The sequence below is a fragment of the Micromonospora sp. NPDC005254 genome, from assembly GCF_042872525.1.
Classification (GTDB): Bacteria; Actinomycetota; Actinomycetes; order Mycobacteriales; family Micromonosporaceae; genus Micromonospora.
Genome location: NZ_JBIAKM010000008.1, coordinates 138,827 through 157,166, shown reverse-complemented (window position 1 = coordinate 157,166; position 18,340 = coordinate 138,827). Strand labels below are relative to the sequence as shown.

At 73.4% G+C, this 18,340-nt stretch carries 17 protein-coding genes and 1 tRNA gene; 11 read left to right on the top strand and 7 right to left on the bottom strand.

The window, feature by feature from the left end; genetic code table 11:
- Nucleotides 1–32: 32 nt before the first annotated feature.
- Complete coding sequence (ligD, locus tag ACFYPR_RS24020) at nt 33–1,058, top strand: non-homologous end-joining DNA ligase (RefSeq protein WP_355063950.1); 1,026 nt, start codon at nt 33–35, stop codon at nt 1,056–1,058.
- A gap of 211 nt (nt 1,059–1,269) precedes the next feature.
- Nucleotides 1,270–2,520: a DUF222 domain-containing protein gene (locus ACFYPR_RS24015; protein ID WP_387262589.1), complete on the top strand. Its 1,251-nt coding sequence runs from the start codon at nt 1,270–1,272 to the stop codon at nt 2,518–2,520.
- A gap of 91 nt (nt 2,521–2,611) precedes the next feature.
- Here ACFYPR_RS24015 and ACFYPR_RS24010 read toward each other — a convergent pair whose 3' ends face one another.
- A complete protein-coding gene (locus tag ACFYPR_RS24010) occupies nt 2,612–3,031 on the bottom strand; it encodes a barstar family protein (protein WP_354858119.1) in 420 nt (139 codons plus the stop codon).
- An 81-nt stretch (nt 3,032–3,112) separates the two neighbouring features.
- Between ACFYPR_RS24010 and ACFYPR_RS24005 the strand changes: the two genes are divergently transcribed.
- The 6 genes from ACFYPR_RS24005 (at nt 3,113) to ACFYPR_RS23980 (ending at nt 11,587) form a co-directional block, all read left to right on the top strand.
- Nucleotides 3,113–3,592, top strand: coding sequence for a DUF2975 domain-containing protein (locus tag ACFYPR_RS24005; RefSeq protein WP_363937797.1), 480 nt, complete (start codon nt 3,113–3,115; stop codon nt 3,590–3,592).
- On the top strand, nt 3,592–3,810 hold the full coding sequence (locus ACFYPR_RS24000) for a helix-turn-helix transcriptional regulator (RefSeq protein ID WP_354858114.1): 219 nt from the start codon (nt 3,592–3,594) through the stop codon (nt 3,808–3,810). The genes ACFYPR_RS24005 and ACFYPR_RS24000 overlap by 1 nt, the downstream gene beginning before the upstream one ends.
- A 143-nt stretch (nt 3,811–3,953) precedes the next feature.
- Nucleotides 3,954–7,151 (top strand): FtsX-like permease family protein, encoded by a 3,198-nt coding sequence (locus tag ACFYPR_RS23995; RefSeq protein ID WP_387262586.1) that lies wholly within the window; start codon nt 3,954–3,956, stop codon nt 7,149–7,151.
- Nucleotides 7,148–9,853, top strand: coding sequence for an FtsX-like permease family protein (locus ACFYPR_RS23990; protein WP_387262584.1), 2,706 nt, complete (start codon nt 7,148–7,150; stop codon nt 9,851–9,853). The genes ACFYPR_RS23995 and ACFYPR_RS23990 overlap by 4 nt, the downstream gene beginning before the upstream one ends.
- A gap of 1 nt (nt 9,854) precedes the next feature.
- Nucleotides 9,855–10,850: an ABC transporter ATP-binding protein gene (locus ACFYPR_RS23985; protein ID WP_363937802.1), complete on the top strand. Its 996-nt coding sequence runs from the start codon at nt 9,855–9,857 to the stop codon at nt 10,848–10,850.
- Between the two features lie 11 nt (nt 10,851–10,861).
- Nucleotides 10,862–11,587 (top strand): ABC transporter ATP-binding protein, encoded by a 726-nt coding sequence (locus tag ACFYPR_RS23980; protein WP_354858170.1) that lies wholly within the window; start codon nt 10,862–10,864, stop codon nt 11,585–11,587.
- Nucleotides 11,588–12,095: 508 nt separating this feature from the next.
- Here the strand turns inward: ACFYPR_RS23980 and ACFYPR_RS23975 are convergent.
- The 3 genes from ACFYPR_RS23975 to ACFYPR_RS23965 all read right to left on the bottom strand — a co-directional run bounded on the left by ACFYPR_RS23975 (nt 12,096) and on the right by ACFYPR_RS23965 (nt 13,349).
- A complete protein-coding gene (locus tag ACFYPR_RS23975) occupies nt 12,096–12,548 on the bottom strand; it encodes a GNAT family N-acetyltransferase (protein ID WP_387262581.1) in 453 nt (150 codons plus the stop codon).
- Nucleotides 12,549–12,569: 21 nt separating this feature from the next.
- Nucleotides 12,570–13,208 carry an alpha/beta hydrolase gene (locus ACFYPR_RS23970; protein ID WP_387184054.1) on the bottom strand — a complete coding sequence of 213 codons (639 nt, stop codon included), beginning with the start codon at nt 13,206–13,208 and terminating at the stop codon, nt 12,570–12,572.
- A gap of 41 nt (nt 13,209–13,249) precedes the next feature.
- Nucleotides 13,250–13,349, bottom strand: a tRNA-Ser gene (locus ACFYPR_RS23965).
- A gap of 595 nt (nt 13,350–13,944) precedes the next feature.
- Between ACFYPR_RS23965 and ACFYPR_RS23960 the strand changes: the two genes are divergently transcribed.
- Nucleotides 13,945–14,172 (top strand): hypothetical protein, encoded by a 228-nt coding sequence (locus tag ACFYPR_RS23960; protein ID WP_387184057.1) that lies wholly within the window; start codon nt 13,945–13,947, stop codon nt 14,170–14,172.
- Nucleotides 14,173–14,199: 27 nt separating this feature from the next.
- On the opposite strand, the gene ACFYPR_RS23955 is transcribed toward ACFYPR_RS23960, so the two are convergent.
- On the bottom strand, nt 14,200–15,315 hold the full coding sequence (locus tag ACFYPR_RS23955; RefSeq protein ID WP_355063931.1) for an ATP-dependent DNA ligase: 1,116 nt from the start codon (nt 15,313–15,315) through the stop codon (nt 14,200–14,202).
- Nucleotides 15,316–15,450: 135 nt separating this feature from the next.
- On the opposite strand from ACFYPR_RS23955, the gene ACFYPR_RS23950 reads away from it, so the two are divergent.
- Together ACFYPR_RS23950 and ACFYPR_RS23945 are read left to right on the top strand one after the other, a co-directional pair.
- Entirely contained in the window at nt 15,451–15,663 is a 213-nt protein-coding gene (locus ACFYPR_RS23950) for a hypothetical protein (RefSeq protein WP_387184060.1), read from the top strand.
- A gap of 300 nt (nt 15,664–15,963) precedes the next feature.
- A complete protein-coding gene (locus ACFYPR_RS23945) occupies nt 15,964–16,467 on the top strand; it encodes a DUF1990 family protein (protein ID WP_387184063.1) in 504 nt (167 codons plus the stop codon).
- 10 nt (nt 16,468–16,477) lie between these two features.
- Here ACFYPR_RS23945 and ACFYPR_RS23940 read toward each other — a convergent pair whose 3' ends face one another.
- A complete protein-coding gene (locus ACFYPR_RS23940; protein WP_355139207.1) occupies nt 16,478–17,398 on the bottom strand; it encodes a DNA-3-methyladenine glycosylase 2 family protein in 921 nt (306 codons plus the stop codon).
- A 120-nt stretch (nt 17,399–17,518) separates the two neighbouring features.
- A complete protein-coding gene (locus ACFYPR_RS23935) occupies nt 17,519–18,169 on the bottom strand; it encodes a hypothetical protein (protein WP_354863145.1) in 651 nt (216 codons plus the stop codon).
- Nucleotides 18,170–18,340 lie beyond the last annotated feature (171 nt).

Sequence of the window (18,340 nt, the reverse complement as noted above, 5' to 3'; positions counted from 1 at the left end):
CGAACGTCGGGGGCGTGGCATATGGTCGCGGGATGGGTGGCACCAAGGCAGCGGTCGCCGAGGTCGAGGTGGCCGGGCGCAGCGTACGGCTGAGCAGTCCGGACCGGGTGATCTTTCCGCAGCGGGGGTTCACCAAGGCGGACGTCTTCCACTACTACCTGGCGGTCGGCGACGGGATCATGCGCGCCCTGCGGGACCGGCCCACCACGCTGCAACGCTTCCCCGAGGGCATCGAGGGTGAGGCGTTCTTTCAGAAGCGGGTGCCCACGCGAGGCGTGCCGCCCTGGGTGACCACCGCCCAGATCACCTTCCCGAGCGGTCGCAGCGCGGCCGAACTCTGCCCGGCCGACCTGGCGCACGTGGCCTGGGCGGCACAGATGGGCACGATCGTCTTCCACCCGTGGCCGGTGCGCGCCGCCGACGTGGATCGCCCCGACGAGCTGCGCATCGACCTCGACCCGCAGCCCGGCACCGACTTCGCCGACGCGGCGCGCGCCGCCGGGGAGGTCCGCGCGCTCCTCGACGAGCTCGGCGCGACCGGCTGGCCGAAGACCTCCGGGGGGCGCGGCGTGCACGTCTACCTGCGCATCCAGCCCCGCTGGACGTTCACCGAGGTGCGTCGCGCCACCATCGCGCTGGCCCGGGAGGTGGAGCGCCGCAACCCCGACCTGGTGACCACCGCCTGGTGGAAGGAGGAGCGCGGCACCCGGGTCTTCGTCGACTACAACCAGATGGCCCGGGACCGGACGATCGCCTGCGCGTACTCGTTGCGGGCCAACCCGCGGGCCACCGTCTCCACCCCGGTCACCTGGGACGAGCTGCCCGACGTCGACCCGGACGACTTCGACCTGCGCAGCGTCCCGACCCGCCTCGCCGAGCAGGGCGACCCGCACGCCGGCATCGACGACTCCCCGTGGGACATCACGCCCCTGCTGGAGTGGGCCGAGCGCGACGCCGCGGCCGGCCAGGGCGACCTGCCGTACCCGCCGGACCACCCCAAGATGCCCGGCGAACCCAAGCGCGTGCAGCCCAGCCGCGCCAAGCGCGAGAGCGCCTGACCGGCCCTGCCTCACGGGGATGGCTGGGCGGTCCACGCCAGAACCCGGGTGAACAGCTCCGTCGGATCGGGTGCCGGGTTGGAGTGGAGCTTGATCAGTTCAGCGGTGGCATCGAAGAGTTGGCCGACGGCTGAGTACGTCGCTCGGCTCGGGTGGCATGTGGTCCTGCGAGGGGCCTGAAGTTGTCGTACACCCGTTCTAAAATTTGCCTGTGATCGATGAGTTGGCGCGGGCGGAGAGTGCGGTGGCGACCTGCACCGACGCCGCCACGTGGGCGCTCTCCGAGCACGATCTGATTGTGGCGCTCGATGCCGCGCACCGGCTCCAGCAGCGGCTGGCGTCAGTGCAGTTGGCGGTCGTGCGGGAGTTGGACGGTCGGGGCACCGCGGTCGCGCAGGGCGCGTCCTCGACGGCGGTGTGGCTGCGCCACCGTTTGCGCCTCGACGTCGCCGCCGCCCGTCGGCTGGTCGGCCTCGCTGCGTCGCTCGACGTGGCACCGCCCGGCGTGCGGGCCGCCCTGGCGGATGGGGCGGTCAGCGTCGAGCAGGCCCGGGTCATCGCCGAGACGGCCGCCACCGTGTCGGCCTCGGCGGGCGTCGAGGTCGCGGACAAGGCCGTCGGCGTGCTGGTGGAGTGGGCCGAGCAGTTCGATCCCATCCTGCTGCGCAAGATGGGCACTCGGATCCTCGACCACGTCGCTCCGGACCTCGCCGATGCCGCCGCTGCGGCGGCCCTGGCCGCCGAGGCCGCCCGGGTGGCCCGCGACCGGCACGTCACCATCTCCGAGCAGGCCGGCGGGCGGCTCCGGCTCAGCGGCACCCTCGACCCGGAGGCCGCCGCGCTGCTGCGCGCCGCCATCGATCCGCTGAGCGCGCCCTCCGGCCCCGACGACACCCGCTGTGCCGGTCAGCGCCGCCACGACGCCCTCGCCGACGTGTGCCGGCTGGCGCTGCGCACCGACGAGCTGCCCGAGACCGGCGGCGACCCGGCGCAGCTCGTCGTCACCACCAGCTTCGACGGGCTGACCCGGCAATTGGGCGCCGGCGCGCTCGATGTCGGCTTGCGGCTCACCCCCGACACGGTGCGTCGGCTCGCCTGCGATGCCGCCATCCTGCCTGCCGTGCTGGGCGGTGCCGGCCAGGTTCTCGATGTGGGTCGACAGCGCCGTCTCATCTCTGGTCCGCTGCGTCGAGCCCTGGTCCTCCGGGACGGCGGCTGCGCGTTCCCGGGCTGCGACCGACCACCGCGCTGGTGCGCCGCCCACCACATCCGCCACTGGGCTGACGGTGGCCCGACCAGCCTCGACAACGCCGTCCTGCTCTGCGGCCACCACCACCGCCACGTCCATCAGAGCGACTGGGCTGTCCGCCTCGGCGGCGACGGGCACCCGGAGTTCGTGCCGCCGGCCTGGCTCGACCCGGAGCAACTGCCGCGCCGCAACCACTACCACCGGCGAACGTAGGCGATCGGCACCCGGGTTCCCTTCTCGCCAGCCAACCGCGGACATGATCCCGACCAGATCGTTACGGTGCGGTTGGTTCGTCCGCCGCGGTTCAGAGCAGTTCGAGGATGATGCCGTTCTCGGATTCCTCGCCGCGTGGGCCGTGGTCGCGGATGATCTCGACGATCATGTCGAACAGCGTCTGCCCGTGGCCGCGTCGCGCGTTGCGCAGCCTGGCCTCGATGCCGGCGCGGTTCGACGGGTGGCAGGTACGCAGGATCTGCTCCAGCCATCGGGCCGTCGCGTCATGACCGAGCGCCTCCCGCGACGCGTCGGAGCTGAGCCACCTGAGCACCCACGGCGTCTCGGGGGTGCCGAAGCCGCCGTGCAGGATGTCGTTGAAGGCGTCGAGGTTTCCGTTCCACGTGGCGTGCGGCAGCAGCCGCGAGAACTCGCGTACGAAGCCGGCGAAGTCGACGAACGAGGCGCCGTCGATCGTCAGCACAGGGAGGGCGTCGCTCTGGTTGGTCACGGTCCAAGTATGCGGGTCCACCCGGATGGCGCGGATCCCGTACCGATTGACTTTCGATAGGTAACGAGCGAAACTCGATGCATGGCTGTTGAACGTCGAGCGGTAGCCGCTCTCAGGGTCGTCCTTGTGGTGCTGTTCGTGGTCCTGATCGGATTTCAGACCTTCTCGCTGCCCGGGCAGTTCGCGCACATGGCCCAGGAGTCGCCGGAGCACGCCTACCTGCGGTGGCCGCTGACCGCCGTGACGGTGTTCTGGGTGCTGTGCGTCCAGGTGGTGATCGTGTGCACCTGGCAGTTGCTCAGCCTGGTCAAGAACGACCGGATCTTCACCGAGGCGTCCCTGAGGTGGGTCGACCTGATCGTGTGGGCCATCGGTGCGGGCTGGTTGGTGCTGGTGGGCGTCTTCCTCTACGTCGGATTCACCGCGGACGACCCGGGCGGCCCGATCCTGCTGTTCCTGTTGACGATGGGCGTGACGGTGCTCGGGCTCCTCATGGTCGTGATGCGTGCGCTGCTGCGGCAGGCCACCACGCTGCGGATCGACATGGAAGCGGTGATCTGATGCCCATCATCGTCCGCATCGACGTCGAGTTGGCCAAGCGCAAGATGAGCGTCGGCGAGTTCGCCGAGCGCGTCGGGCTCACCCCGGCGAACGTGGCGGTGCTGAAGAACGGCCGCGCCAAGGCCGTCCGCTTCAGCACCCTGGAAGCGATGTGCCGAGTGCTCGACTGCCAGCCCGGAGATCTGCTCGAGTGGGTCGAGGAGGAGGAAACCCCATGAGGTACGTCATCGCCGCTGTCTTGTGCGGAACGTGACCGCACCGGCCGTGCTCGTAATAACGATCATGTAACGGGCGCGAACCTTTCCCCGTGGGTGACCTGTTTTGAAGGTCGTCGGCCCACCAGGGCCAGGGGAGGCGTCGGATGAAGCTGGTGTGGAGGCGGGCCCGCGAGGCGCGGGGTCTGCTGGTTGCCGCGGTGATCGCCGCCCTGGTGGCCGTAGCGTTGGTCACCGGCCTGTCCGACTACAACCGCCGGGCGGTGGACGCCGGGCAGCGGGCGCTGGTCGCCGCGTCGCCGGCCGAGGAGCGCGGCCTGTTGATCAGCGGCGCCGGCGGGCGTGACGCCGCCGAGTTAGCCACCCGCGACCAGGCGGCACGGGCCGAGTTCGCCGACGGGCTCGCCGGGGTCCCGGTCACCGTCGCCGGGGCCCGGTACGGCACCGGCCGGGAGTTGACCGGCGACCTCGGCTCGGTGCCGCGTACGGGCGACGAGCCGATCTTCGCGAACCTGGCCACCCTCGACGACCTGGCCGCGCACGCCGAGCTGACCAGCGGAGCGTGGCCGCGTCCCGGAGCGAAACCCCTCCAGGTGAGCCTGCCGGAACGGGTCGCCACGACACTCGGCTTGACCACCGGCGAGCGGATCCCGCTGCGGGACCGCTCCACCGAGAAGGCCAGCGAGGTGGTGCTCGCCGGCACCTGGCGGCCCCGCGACCCGACCGAGGTGTACTGGCTGCTGGCCCCCGGTGTGGGTGCGGGCAGCGCCGGGTCGGCCACCTCGTACGGGCCGTTCGCGCTGGACCCGGCCGACTTCGCGACCGCCTTCCCGGGCTCGGTGACGGCGTCCTGGCTGGCCGAACCGGACCTCGGCGGCGTCGACGCCGGTGACCTGCCCGCGGTGCGGGCTGCCGTGAACGCGGCCTCGACGGCGGTGCCGGAGGCCGCCCAACTCGGCAGCTCGGCGCAGTCCCTGACGAAGATGGACCAACTGCTCGACCGGATCGGCCGCGCCGACCTGGTGGGACGCTCCGCACTGGCCACCCCGCTGCTGCTCATCCTGGTGCTCGGCGGGTACGCGCTGGTGCTGGTCGCCGCCCTGCTGCACGAGGACCGCCGTCCACAGACCGCGCTGCTGCGCGCCCGGGGCGCCGCCCGGAGGCAACTGGCGGGCCTGGCCGCCCGGGAGGCGACCCTCGTGGTGGCGCCGGCCGCCCTGCTCGGGCCGGTGATCGCCGGGGAGGCGCTGCGGTTCGTCCGGCCCGGCGGGGCGGCGGAACTGTCCGCCGCCGGCGGCAACACCACCCTGGTCTGGGCGGCTGCCGCGGCGACCGCCGCCGGATGCCTGGTGGCCATGGTCGCGCCGACGCTGCGGGGGGCCGGCACGTACGTGGCCGACATGGCCGCCCGGTCCCGACCAAACCGGTCGGCGAGCATCCAGCGGGCCAGCGTCGACCTGGTGCTGGTCGCACTCGCCGTGCTCGCCTGGGTGCAACTGCGCCGGTACGCCTCACCGCTGGCCGGCTCGAACGGCCGTCTCGGGCTCGACCCGCTGCTGGTGGCCGCCCCGACCCTCGGTGTGCTGGCCGGGGCCGTGCTGGCGCTGCGGGTGCTCCCGCCGCTGACCCGGTTCGCCGAGCGGTTCGTCGACCGGCGGCCGTGGACGGCCACCATGTTCGGCATGTGGCAGGCCGGCCGGCGTCCGCACGCCGGGCCCGTGCTGCTGCTCGCCCTCGCCGTCGGCGGGAGCACCCTGGCCTGGTCACTGATCAGCACGGGGGAGCGGTCCCAGGTCGAGCAGGCCGGCCACACGGTCGGCGCCGACCTGCGGGTGACCGAGCGGGCCGGCTCCGCCCCGCCGGCTCGGGCCGGTCAGCTCGCCGCGCTGCCGGGCGTGCACCGGGCGGTGCCGGCGTGGCGCGACGAGGTACGCATCGGCCGTGCGGACCTGCCCGTCACCGTGATCGGGTTCGACCCGGCCAGCGCGACAGGCGTCGTCCGGCTCGCCGACCGGCTCAGCGACGAGCCGGTGTCGACGCAGTACCAACGGATGGTCGCCGCGCGCGGCGCCCCCGCCGGCGTCGAACTGCCCGTCGGCACCCGTGCGATCACCGGCACGGCTCGCACCCCCGTCGACCAGGCCGTCCGGCCACAGCAGATCGCGGTGGCGCTGCTGGTCACCAGCACCGACGGGCTGGCCTTCCGGCTGCCGGCGGTCAGCGCCACCAGCGACGGACGGGCCGCGCCGTTCACCGTGCGGTTGCCCGACGTGGGCCCGGCGCGGCTGCGCCTCGCCGGCTTCGAGGCCGACGGCGGGGCGGCGGCCGGGAACTCGTACCGGCTCCAGGTGGACGGGCTGACGCTCGTCGGGGCGGACGGCACCACGCGACCCGCCGAGCTGACCGGGGACTGGAGCACGACGACCGGCCGCCAGGCGGACAACCAGGCGCCCGCTGCGGCGCAGGTCACCGCGACGGGGGTCGCCGCGAGCTTCCCGGTGGAGGTGATCCCCGGCGGGCAGTTCGCCTACCAACCGCCCACCCGGTTCGCCATCGTGCCCGCCGGGCAGATCGCACCCGTCCCGGTGCTGATGACCGCCGGAGTACGTGACGCGTTGGGCCTGCACACCGGCGACACGTTCGACCTGACCCTCTCCGGCGCGTCCGTGCCGGCCCGACTGCTCGGCGAACTGGACTCCGTGCCGACCACCACCGGCGAGGGCGTGCTGCTCGACCTGCCCACGGCGGTCGACGCGCTGATCCGCTCCGGCGGAACCATCCGGCCGGTGCCGGAGTGGTGGATCGGCGCCGACGACCCGGCGGCTGCGGCCCGCGCCAGCGGTGAGCTGGCCGGCGTCACCGTCCTCGACCGGCGTGCCGTGATCGAGGCCGCCGCCGACGACCCGTACTGGCGCGGGTCGCGGACGGGGATGCTCGCCGCCGCGCTCGGGGCGGTGCTGCTCGCCCTGGTCGGTCTCATGGTCGACGTGTGGGCCACCGCCCGGCGCCGGCTCGGCGAGTTCGCGGTGCTGCACACCCTCGGCGCGACACCGCGGCTGCTGGCCCGGGCGTTGCTGGCCGAGCAGACCTTCCTGGCCGGCATCGGCGTCGGGGTCGGGCTGCTGCTCGGCGCCGCGGTCGGGGCCACCATGGCTCCGCTGGTCATCCTCACCCCGGCCGCCGGCCGGCCGGTGCCCCCGGCGGCCTTCGCGCTGCCCTGGGTGCCCATCGGCCTGACCGCGGTCGGCCTGCTGCTGGCGGCGCTCGCCTTCAGCGCGTTCATCGCCGCCGGCATCCGTCAGCGGGTGGCGGCGGTGCAGCTGCGAATCGGGGGAGAACGATGAGCGTCGGCGCGGCCGCCCGCCGGGTCCGGGCGTACGGCGGGCAGTTCCTGCTTCTGGCGGTGCTGACCCTGGTGGTCACGCTGCTGGTCAGTGGAGTGCCCCGACTCGTCAACCGGCTCGCGGAACAGGGGTTGCGGTCGCAGCTCGCCAGCGAGCCCGCCGCCCGCCGGGACCTTTCGTACACGTCGAACTCCGCCGTTCCCACGACGAAGACGGCAATGGCGGAAGCGCAGGAGCGATCCGACGCCCTGGCCGCGGCGATGCCGCCGCAGGTGCGCTCGGCGGTCACCGAGCGGTGGCACCGGGTGGACCTCCCCCCGACCCGCCTGGTCGGGCCGGATCTCGCGGCCCGCAACCTGCTTGTCGACCTGGGCCTGCGGGCCATGCCCGGGGTTCAGGACGCCGGCGCCCTCGTCGAGGGCGCCTGGCCGAGTGAGACCTACGTCCCGGACCGGCCGATCGAGGTGGCGCTGGACGTCGACGTGGCCCACAAGCTCAACCTGCGCGCCGGCAGCCGGCTGCGCATCGGCACCGTCGACCTCGCGGGCACCTTCGTCGACCCGAAACCGGTGGTGGTGTCCGGGTTGTTCCGGCCCATCGACCGCGCGGACGGGATGTGGGACGGACTGCCGCAGCTGCTGCGGGTCATCGAACCGGTCGGCGACGGAGAGCCGTTCACCATCACGGGCGTGATCGCTCAGTCCGCCATGAACAAGCGAGCCGCGGAGGGCTGGCCGATCCAGTCCGAGTGGCGGTACCGACTGGGCGTCGACCGGATCGACGCACGCGGTCTGGACCAGATGATCGGCGGCCTGCAGGAGATGCAGCGCAACGTTCCGGCGGGCTTCACGTTGACCATCGGCGTCGACGTTCCGCTGCGGGCGTTCGCCGCCCAGGTGAACGCCGCCCGTACCCTGCTCGCCGTCATCGGCGCCGGCGTGCTGGCCACCCTGGCCGGGCTGATCGTGCTCGCGGCCATCCTGGCCACCCGCCGGCGCCGCTCGGAGTTCGCGTTGATCCGTGCCCGTGGTGGCGCCGCCACCGCCGGCGCCCGGCGCAGTCTGGCCGAGTCACTGCTGGTGGTGCCGGTCGCCGCCCTGGTCGGCTGGTTGCTCGGCACCCTGTTCCCCGGCGCTCCGGATCCGACCGTCCGGTACGCCGCGGCGGCGACCGTGCTGGTCACCCTGGCGCTGCCGCTGGCGACGCTGGCGGTGCAGGGCGGCGGTGTCGCTCGCCGGGACCTGGTCCGGGTGCGCCCGTCGGCGCGCCGGCTCACCGTCGAGGTCTTCCTGCTGCTGCTGGCCGGGCTCGCCGCAGTGCTGCTGCGCCGACGCGGGCTCACCCTCGGCGAGGTGGACCCGCTGCTGGTGTCCGTGCCGGTGCTGCTCGCGGTCGCTGCGGCGGTGCTCGCGCTGCGCGCGTACCCCTGGCCGTTGCGGTTGGTCAGCCGGCTGGCCGCGCGGACGCGCGGCAGCGTGACATTCCTCGGCACCGCGCGGGCCGGGCGATCCGCCGTCGCCGCGCCGCTGGTCGTCGTGGTGCTGGCGATCGGCACCGCGGCGTTCTGCGCGGTCGTCGCCGCCGGCGTCGACGCCAGCCGCGACCGGGCCGTGGAGCGGATCGTTCCCGCCGACGCGGTGATCCGGGGGGAACGTTTCGCCCCGGACACGGTCGAGGCACTGGCCGGTCTGCCCGGCGTCCAGGCCGCCACCCCGGTGCTGATCGAGCCGGACCAGCGGCTGGCGACCGACGAGGTCGGCACCGACGCGCGGGTCGGGCAGACCACGGTGCTGCTGGTCGACGGCCCCGGACTGGCCAGGGTCGCCGGCGACGCAGAGGTGGACGTGACGGTGCCGGACGCGTTGCGCTCCGCCCGGGCCGAACCGGGGCCGCTGCCCGCGATCGTGTCCCCGGCCGTCGCCGCCGACCTGTCGCGGACGGGCCTGCAGGGCTCGGCGTTCGTGTCGGTGCAGGGGCAGCGGTACGAGTTCCGGGTGGCCGGCGCGCAGGACAGCTTCCCGGTGTTGGCGGCGAGCACCAGCCGGTTCGTCATCCTGCCCTGGCAGGCGCTGCCGCCGCGGAACACCACGCCGGTGCCGACCAGCCTGCTCGTCGCCGGGGACCGGCTCGACGTGGCGGCGCTGCGCCAGGCCGGTGACCAGGGCCAGTTGCGGTACCAGCAGCAGGGTGCGGTGACCGGCCGGGAACGGCCGCTCCGGGTCACCGTCGACACCCGGGCGGGCGTACGACGGGACCTCGGTGACGGTGGCGCGAACGGCGTGCTGGCCTTCGGGTTCGTGGCCGGCGCCGCCGGCGGCACCGTGCTCGGACTGCTGGCCATCGCGTTCACCGTGCTGGCCGGCGCGCGGGCCCGGGGGCAGGTGCTGTCCCGGCTGCGCACCCTCGGCCTGTCCCGCCGACAGTGGCGAGGGCTGCTGCTGGTCGAGCTGGCCCCGCTCGTCGGGGTGTCGGTGCTGACCGGCGCGCTGGTCGGCGCGGTGCTCCCGCTGGTGCTCAATCCGGTGCTCGGCCTGTCCGCGTTCACCGGCGGAATGCCGGTTCGGGTGGCGTTCGAACCCGGCCTGGTCGTCGCGGTGTTCGCACTCGGGGCGGTCGCCCTCGGCTTCGCGGTCGCCGTAGAGGCCCTGAACAACCGCCGGCTGCGCCTCGGTGAGGTGCTCCGGCTCGGAGAGGAGAGCTGAGATGACCGTTACCGCACAGACTCCACTGGTGCCCGACCTGGCCGCCCTGCAGCTAAGGGCCGCGCAACGCGCTGCCGAGCGGGCCGGCGGGCAGGACCGACTGCGCGGACACATCGTCTGCGACGGTCTGGTGCGCATCTTCAAGACCGAGGGGGTGGAGGTCGTCGCCCTGCAGGGTCTGGACCTGGTCATCGACCGGGGTGAGCTGGTGGCGATCGTCGGCGCGTCCGGCTCGGGCAAGTCGACCCTGCTCAACATCCTCTCCGGTCTGGACACGCCGACCGCCGGCATCGCCCGGGTTGCCGACTACGACCTGCTCTCGCTGTCGGCCAAGCGGCGGCTGAGCTACCGGCGGGAGCTGGTCGGTTTCGTCTGGCAGCAGACCGGCCGCAACCTGCTGCCGTACCTGACCGCGCTGGAAAATGTCGAGTTGCCGATGCAGTTGGCGGGCAAGCGCGGCGGAAAGGCCCGCCGGGAACGGGCCCGGGAGCTGCTCGACATGGTCGGGGTGGGCTACTGCGCGGACCGCCGGCCGGGTCAGCTCAGCGGCGGCGAGCAGCAGCGGTGCGCGGTGGCGGTGGCGGTGGCCAACGACCCGGAGGTGCTCTTCGCCGACGAGCCGACCGGTGAACTGGACGAGGCCACCGGCGCGGAGGTCTTCGCGGCGCTGCGCACCATCAACGCCGAACTGGGCGTGACCATCGTCGTCGTCACCCACGACCACGCCGTGGCCACCCAGGTCCGCCGGACCGTCGCGATCCGCGACGGCCGAACCGCCTCCGAGGTACGCCGGACCGCGCGCGTCGGCGCGGACGGCAACACCGAACTGGTCAGCGAGGAGTACGCGGTGCTGGACCGCAACGGCCGGATGCAGTTGCCGGCCGCGTTCGTCGACGCGCTGTCGCTGAAAGAGCGGGTCCGGCTCGATCTGGAGCCCGACCACGTGCAGGTACGGCCCGGTGACCGGGCCTCGGACGAGCGGGAGGCACGGGCGTGAGCCCTCAGGACATGGTGGTTGCCGGAGCGGCCGGGTTCAGCGGTGGCTCCGGAACGCCTGCGGACGAGGTGGTGCGGGTCAGCGGCGTGAGCCGGACCTTCGGCCGCGGTGAGCACGCCGTGCAGGCGGTACGGGACGTCTCGTTCAGCGCCAACCGTGGTGAGCTGGTCGCCATCCGGGGTCGCTCCGGCGCCGGCAAGACCACGTTGCTGAACATCATCGGCGGGCTGGACCGGCCGGACAACGGCCAGGTGGTGGTGGCCGGGCACGAGGTGACCTCGGCCGGGGAGGCCGAGTTGCTGCGGCTGCGCCGAGGCACCGTCGGCTTCGTCTTCCAGACCTTCGGGTTGGTGCCGATCCTCTCCGCCGCCGAGAACGTGGGTGTGCCGTTGCGACTGGCACAGGTGCCGGCCGCCGAGCGGGAGCAGCGCGTGGCGGTGCTGCTGGAGCTGGTGGGCCTGGGCGGGCACGCAGCGCAGCGCCCGTACGAGTTGTCCGGCGGTCAGCAGCAGCGCGTGGCGGTCGCCCGCGCGCTCGCCAACGAGCCGGACCTGCTCATCGCCGACGAACCCACCGGACAGCTGGACTCGGAGACCGGCCGCTCCATCATGGACCTGCTGCGCGCGGTGGTGCACGCCCGTGGCATGACGGCCCTGGTCGCCACCCACGACCCGGCCCTGATCGACCTCGCCGACCGGGTGCTCGTCCTGCGCGACGGCCGCCTGGTCGACGGCTGACCGCTGCCCCCGGCCGTGGTCCGTGGCCCGTGGCCCGTGGCCCGTGATCGGTGGTCGGTGGTGCGCGGTCGGCGGTCGGCGGCCGGCGGACCACAGGCTGCGTGCCGCGGGCCGCGCGGGCTCGATCAGAGGGGACCGGCTGTGGTCTGTTCGCATCCTGTAGAGCTGCCCCAGATATGGGCCGCGCGGTAGGCGTGCGGCCTTGTGCTGGGTGTGCTGGGCGGGGCGTGTGGGCCTCGTGCAGGGCGACGGCGTCTGGACTTGTGCTGAGCATGCTGGGCGGGGGTGTGCGGGACTTGTGCTGGGCGTGCTGGGGTGGGCATGCGGGCCGTGTGTTGGGTGGTACTCGTGCGGGCGTGGCCTTCCCGCCGCCACCGCCGTTGTTCGCTGCCCCAGATCTGGGGCAGCTCTACAGGGCCGGAGGGGCAACCTGGGGACCCTGAGGCGCTACAGCGCCGGCGCCACCAACGGTGCTGGCGACGTTGGCGGGCTGGCGACGTTGGCGGCGTCAGAGCGGGAGCTTCATGCCCTCGTGGCTGGCCACGAAGCCGAGCCCCAGGTAGAAGCGGTGCGCGTCCGCGCGGGACTTGTCCGTGGTGAGCTGCACCAGGGCGCAGCCTCGGTGCCGGGCCTGGTCGATGGCCCAGGTCATCAACTCCCGGCCGAGTCCCTGGCCGCGCCGGTCCGAGCGGACCCGGACCGCCTCGATCAGGGACCGCTCGGCGCCGTGCCGGCCGAGCCCCGGGATGTAGGTGATCTGGAGGCAGCCGACCAGATCGCCGCCCTGCTCGGCGACGATCAGCTGGTTGCGCGGGTCGGCGCTGATGTCGGCGAACGCACGCTCGTACGCCTCATCGACCTCGGTGAAGTCGCGGGTCTTGCCCAGGACGTCATCGGCGAGCAGGGAGATGACGGCGGGCAGGTCGGCCCGTACCGCCTCTCGGAAGATCATGTCGGTCATGCCGGTCAGCCTGGCACAGCGTCACTTCGCCGGGCAGCGCAGGCCCTCCCGGGGCACGGTCAGGTCGAGCAGGTACGCGTCGACGGCCCTGGTGATGCAGGAGGTCTGCGGGTACGCGGTGTGCCCCTCGCCCTCCCAGGTGAGCACCCGGCCGACGCCCAACATCGAGGCGAGGCGGCCGGTCTGCTCGTACGGCGTGGCGGGGTCGCCGGTCGTGCCGACCACCACGATCGGTGGTGCGCCGTTGGCCCGCCCGGTCGGGTACGGGTCCCGACCACCCGGCCACTCGACGCAGCTCAACATGCCGACCGCGAGCGCCGGACCGAACAGCGGGTACTTCGTCCGCCACTGCGACTGCAACTGGCGGATCTGCTCCCGGCTCGGCTTCTCGGTCTCGTCGGCGCAGTTGATGGCGAGGTTGGCGTCGAACAGGTTGGAGTAGTGCCCGTCGCCTTCCCGGCCGGCGTACGAGTCGGCGAGGCGGAACACGTCCTTCGGGTCGCCCTCGGCCAGCCGGTCGATGGCCCGGGCCAACTCCTGCCAGCCGGCCTCGGTGTAGAGCGAGGAGATGACCGCGTAGAAGACCCAGCCCGCCGTGGCCTCCCGCCCGTCGTCGCCGCGAAGCGGGGAGACCTTGGCCTTGTCGATGGCAGAGGTCACGGCGGCGCGGGCGTCCGGGGCGATCGGGCAGCGCGCGGCGTTGGCGGCGCACCAGCGGGTGAAGTTGTCGAAGGCCCGTTCGAACCCGCGGGCCTGGCTCTCCGAGCCGGCGATCAGCCGCTGCTGCGGATCGACGGCGCCGTCGAGCACCAGCGCGCGCACCCGCTGCGGGTAGAGCTGGGCGTAGATGGCGCCGAGCAGCGTGCCGTAGGAGTAACCCAGGTAGGTGAGCTTGTCGTCGCCGACCGCGGCGCGGACCGCGTCCATGTCCCGAGCGGCCTGCTCGCTGCCGTACAGCGGCAACTGGTCGCCGTAGCGGTCCCCGCAGCCGCGCCCGATGCGCTGGCTCAACCCGGCGAAGCCGTCGAACGCCGCCTGGCTCGCCGGATCCGGGTCGTAGCCGAAGCTGGCGTCCAGATCGGCGTCGGAGATGCACTTCACCGGACTCGACCGGGAGACACCGCGCGGGTCGAAGCCGACGATGTCGAAGCGTTCGGTGACCGAGGCGGGCAGCCCACCGAACTGGGGGCCGAAAGAGAGGTAGACGGCGGTGTCCACACCGGAGCCGCCCGGGCCGCCGGGGTTGACCACCAGTGAGCCGATCCGGTCCCGCTGTTTGGTGGACCGGGCCCGCAGCAGGGCGATCTCGAAGGTCTGGCCGACGCCCGGCCCGGCGGTCGCCCCGCCGCCGGTGCCCCAGTCCCGGGGAACCGTGATCCGGGCACATTCGTAGCGCATGTCCGGAGCGCCCCGCCCGACCAGGTCTTCGGCAGCCTCCGGGCAGGCCCGCCAGGTCGCCGACGAGCCGGCCGGCGCCGCCGCACCCTCCACGTCGGTGCGCGGCGCGAACGCCGGCAGCGTGCAGCCGGCGGTGAGCAGCGCCGCCACGGCGAAGGCGACGAGGCTGCGACGGACCCGGCGACTGGTCGCCATCCGAGGCTGGTCGGCGGTGCAGCTCACGTGATCCTCCGGGGTCGGGTCGACGGCCAGGCTACGCCGGACCGGTGGCGGCCCGATCGAGGGTGACCGCCGGATCGCCGCGCAGCACCTGGTCCACGTCGAAGCGGATCGGGCGGTCGAGCTGGTCGTAGCGGCAGGAGCGGGGGTCGCGGTCCGGCCGCCAGCGGACGAACTGGGCGGTGTGCCGGAACCTCTCGCCCTCCATCGCGTCGTAACCCACCTCGACCACCAGCTCCGGGCGCAGCGGCTCCCACTCCAGGTTCTTGGTGCCGGTCCACCTGCTCACCCCACCCGGAATGCGCTGGCCACGCTCGTGATCGCCGTGCACCCACGGGTGCTCGCCGCCGGTGTCCCGGTATGGGGCCAGCTCGTCGAGCAACTCGGCGCGGCGGGCCATGCTGAACGACGCGCTCACCCCGACGTGGTGCAGGACGCCCGCGTCGTCGTAGAGGCCGAGCAGCAGCGAACCCACCACCGGGCCGGACTTGTGCCAGCGGAAGCCGGCCACCACCGCGTCGGCCGTACGGGCGTGCTTGACCTTGAACATCAACCGCTTGCCCGGCTCGTACGGCAGGTCGGCCGGCTTGACGATCAGCCCGTCCAGCCCGGCGCCCTCGAAGACGTCGAACCAGCGGCGTGCGGTCTCCGGATCGGTCGTGACCTGGGTGACGTGCACCGGCGGGCGCACCCCGGCCAGCGCCTGGACCAGACGCTCCCGGCGGCGCGGGTACGGCTGGTCGAGCAGCGCCTCGTCACCGATCGCCAACAGGTCGAAGGCGACGAAGTCGGCGGGAGTGGTCTCGGCGAGCAGCTTCACCCGCGACGCCGCCGGGTGGATGCGCTGGGCCAGCAGCTCGAAATCCAGCCGGGGCTGGCCGGACGGCCCGTCCCGCCGGATCACGATCAGCTCGCCGTCGACGGCGCACCGCTCGGGCAGCTGACGGCGGGCCTGCTCGACCACCTCGGGGAAGTAGCGGGTCATCGACTTACCGCCCCGGCTGGCCAGCTCAACCTCGTCGCCGTCACGGAACACGATGCACCGGAACCCGTCCCACTTGGGCTCGTAGGTGACCCCGGGGGTGGTGGGCAGCCTCGGGACGCTCTTGGCCAGCATCGGCTCGACGGGCGGGTTGATCGGCAGGTCCACGGCGACCAGTCAATCAGACGGGGCCGACAGTCGTGAGGCAGATCACCATGGGTGCGGCGGTGGCGTGTCCGCCCGCGCGCCGCTCGTCCTGCCTGGGTGAATCAGATAACCGCAGGTCAGAGCTAGTTTCGCGGAGTGTCCGAGTGGGTCTGTGACTGCTGCGGGCGGTGGCGGGTGAGCGTGGAGCTGATCCGGGGCCGCTACCGCTACCGGCTGACCCGCCGTTACCCGCAGCGGTTCGGCGGTGGCCGCGACGTGCTCGGCGAGGTCGGCTCGGTGACGGAGCTGGAGGAGCTGCTGCGTCGGCGTACCCCATTGAGCCTGGCGGACCTGCGCGAAGCCGCCTGATCCCGCGCGGCTGGCGGACCCACGGCCCGATCGACGATCGGACCGGCCGGCGGATGCCGCCGTCACGATCCGCCGGGCAGCGTCGTCGGCAGGGCGTGGCGGCGCCGGCCGGCGCCGCCGGGAAGGGGACGCGATGCGGTTCGAGGCGGACACGGAGGTCGGCGCGGACGCCGAGCGGGTCTGGGCGTTGCTTGTCGACGTGGCGCGGTGGCCAGAGTGGACGGCCTCGGTGAGTCGGGCCGAGCGGGGTGAGTCCAGGGCCCCTCGCGGTCGGCGCCACCGCCCGCCTGACCCAGCCGAGTGGCCGAGCTGACGTACCCGGAGGTGGGACGGACCCGGCATGGCGCGCTGCCCGGCGGATACCACCACCTGCGCCACCGGACCCCGTTGTCGACCGGCTGTTTCGAGACCGCGGCCGAGGCGGTGCTGAGCTGGCGGCTGCACCGCGCCGCCGGGGTCCGGATGCGCACCGACGCGGCACGAGCTACCGAGGGTGTGCTGGTCACGGCCGGTCTCGGGGTCGGGTCGGCCCGCGTGTGGGGGCCCTGCCGGGTGGTCTGGAGCGACGAGTCGCCCACGCTCGCCGGCTTCGGCTACGGCACCCTCCCCGGTCACCCGGAGCGGGGCGAGGAGGCGTTCGTGGTCGGCCAGGACGACAGTGGCGCGGTCTGGTTCGAGGTACGCGCGTTCAGCCTCCCGGACCGTTGGTTCACCCGCGCGGCCGGCCCGGCCGTCCGGGCGGTGCAGCACGCGTACGCCTGGTGGCTCGGTCGCACTCTGCGCCGGCTCTGCGCCGGCCGCTGACCCGGCGGCCTCAAAAGCGGGCGAACGAGCGAATCGGGGCGCGCGGGCCGTACTTCGGCGCCTGGATGCCGGCGGCCTCCAGCAGCAGACACACCCGACCCCGATGCCCCCTGAACGGCTCCAGCAGGGCCAGCATCCGAGCGTCGTCACCCCTCGGTTCGCCGGCGAGCGCCCAGGCCACCGTGTTCGGGATGTGGTAGTCGCCGACGCTGACCGCGTCCGGGTCACCGTAGGCGATCCGGACCACCTCGGCGGCGGTCCACGGGCCGATGCCCGCGATGGCGGTCAGCCGCCGGGTGGCCTCGGTGGCGTCCACGCAGCGCTCCAGCCGATCGGCGAGCGCGGCGGCGCGCCGCAGCGTGTCGGCCCGGCGCTGCTCCACGCCGAACGGGTGGAACACCCAGTACGGGGTGGCGGCCACCGCGGCGGCCTCGGGCGGCAGCAGCAGCGGTTGCAGCGGGCCGGGTGCCGGCTCCCGGAAGTGCCGCACGGTCGCCGCGTACGCCCGGTACGCCTCCTTGCCGGTGACCTTCTGCTCGAAGACCGCGCGCAGCAGCCGGGGGAAGACCTGCCCGGTGGTGGGCATCCGCAGCCCCCGGTGCTCCCGGGCCAGCCGGGCGACGAGCGGGTGCGCCGCCGCCAACTCGGCGAAGCCGGTCAGGTCGTCGTGCAGCCCGGCGATCTTGTCGGCGCGGGCCACCACGTGCTCGGCGCCCGGTCCGTAGCCCTCGGCGAGCAGCTCACCGCCCGCCGGCCGCAGCGCGAGGGTGGCCGGCCCGTCCGGGGTGCGGGTAGCCCACCAGAACGTGCCGGCGGCGACGCGCGCGCACGGGTCGTACGGGCTGAAGGTCAGGCCGCGGACCGACGCGGCCAGCCGGTAGCCGACGGGCGGGTGCAGCACCCTCGTCGCGGCAGGCTCGGTCTCGGTCACCCCGCTACTCTGCCAGGTCGCGGTACGGCGCCGGTCGTCGACCAGCCGCCCGCGGGCACGGCGGTGGCCGGTCGCGCCCTCCCCGGCTGCGACCGGCCACCGTGCCCTGGCGTATCGGGATCAGTACGAGTAACCCGAACCGCCGGCGTCGCTCGACCCGCTGTCCGCCGGCGGCGCGACGGCCTTCGGCGTCGAGGTGGGCAGGCAGGTCAGGTTCTTCTTGCCGTTCTGGTCGACCACGAACCAGGTGCCGCCGACGGCCTGGCCCTTCCACTGGCCGGGCTTCTTGTCGCCGATGTAGCGGTACACCGGCCAGCCGCCGATGGTGAGCTGTCGGGTGCCGTCCTGTCGGGTGACGCTGCCGACCTTGTCGTCGGAGAGGCCGGTGAGCTGCGGGTTGCCGTCGGTCAACGCCGGCGGCCACACCTGCGCGCACTTGTCGACGCAGTTCGACGCGGGCGGGTCGGCGGTGTCCTTGTCGAACCGGTACAGGACCCAGCCGTCCTGGTCGGTCACGACGTTGCCCATCCGGGCGATCTTCTTGCCGATCAACTGCTCGGTCAGGTCGACGTCCGCGGGCGGCGGCGCGTCGGCGACCGGCGCCTCCGCGGATGCCGACGCCTCGGGTTCAGCCGACGCGGTGGGCTCGGCCGCGGCGACGGCGACCGGCTCGGCCGCGCTCGAGTTCGCCCCGTCGTAACCCGCGGGAGCGCAGGCCGTTAGTGCGACCATCGCGCTCGCGACGATGACGGTCCGCTTCATCTGTGCCACGTGCCCTCCTCATTCTTGGCAGTTCACCCATAGGTACGGCGGGCAGGCTGTCAAGGTTGAAGAAGTAACAGTGGTCAATTTCACGCGAATGGATTGAACCAAATCGAGCGTCCATCCGTATGGCCCTCCACACGGCACCTTCGGTCACACAACAGATCGACGCCGGCCATT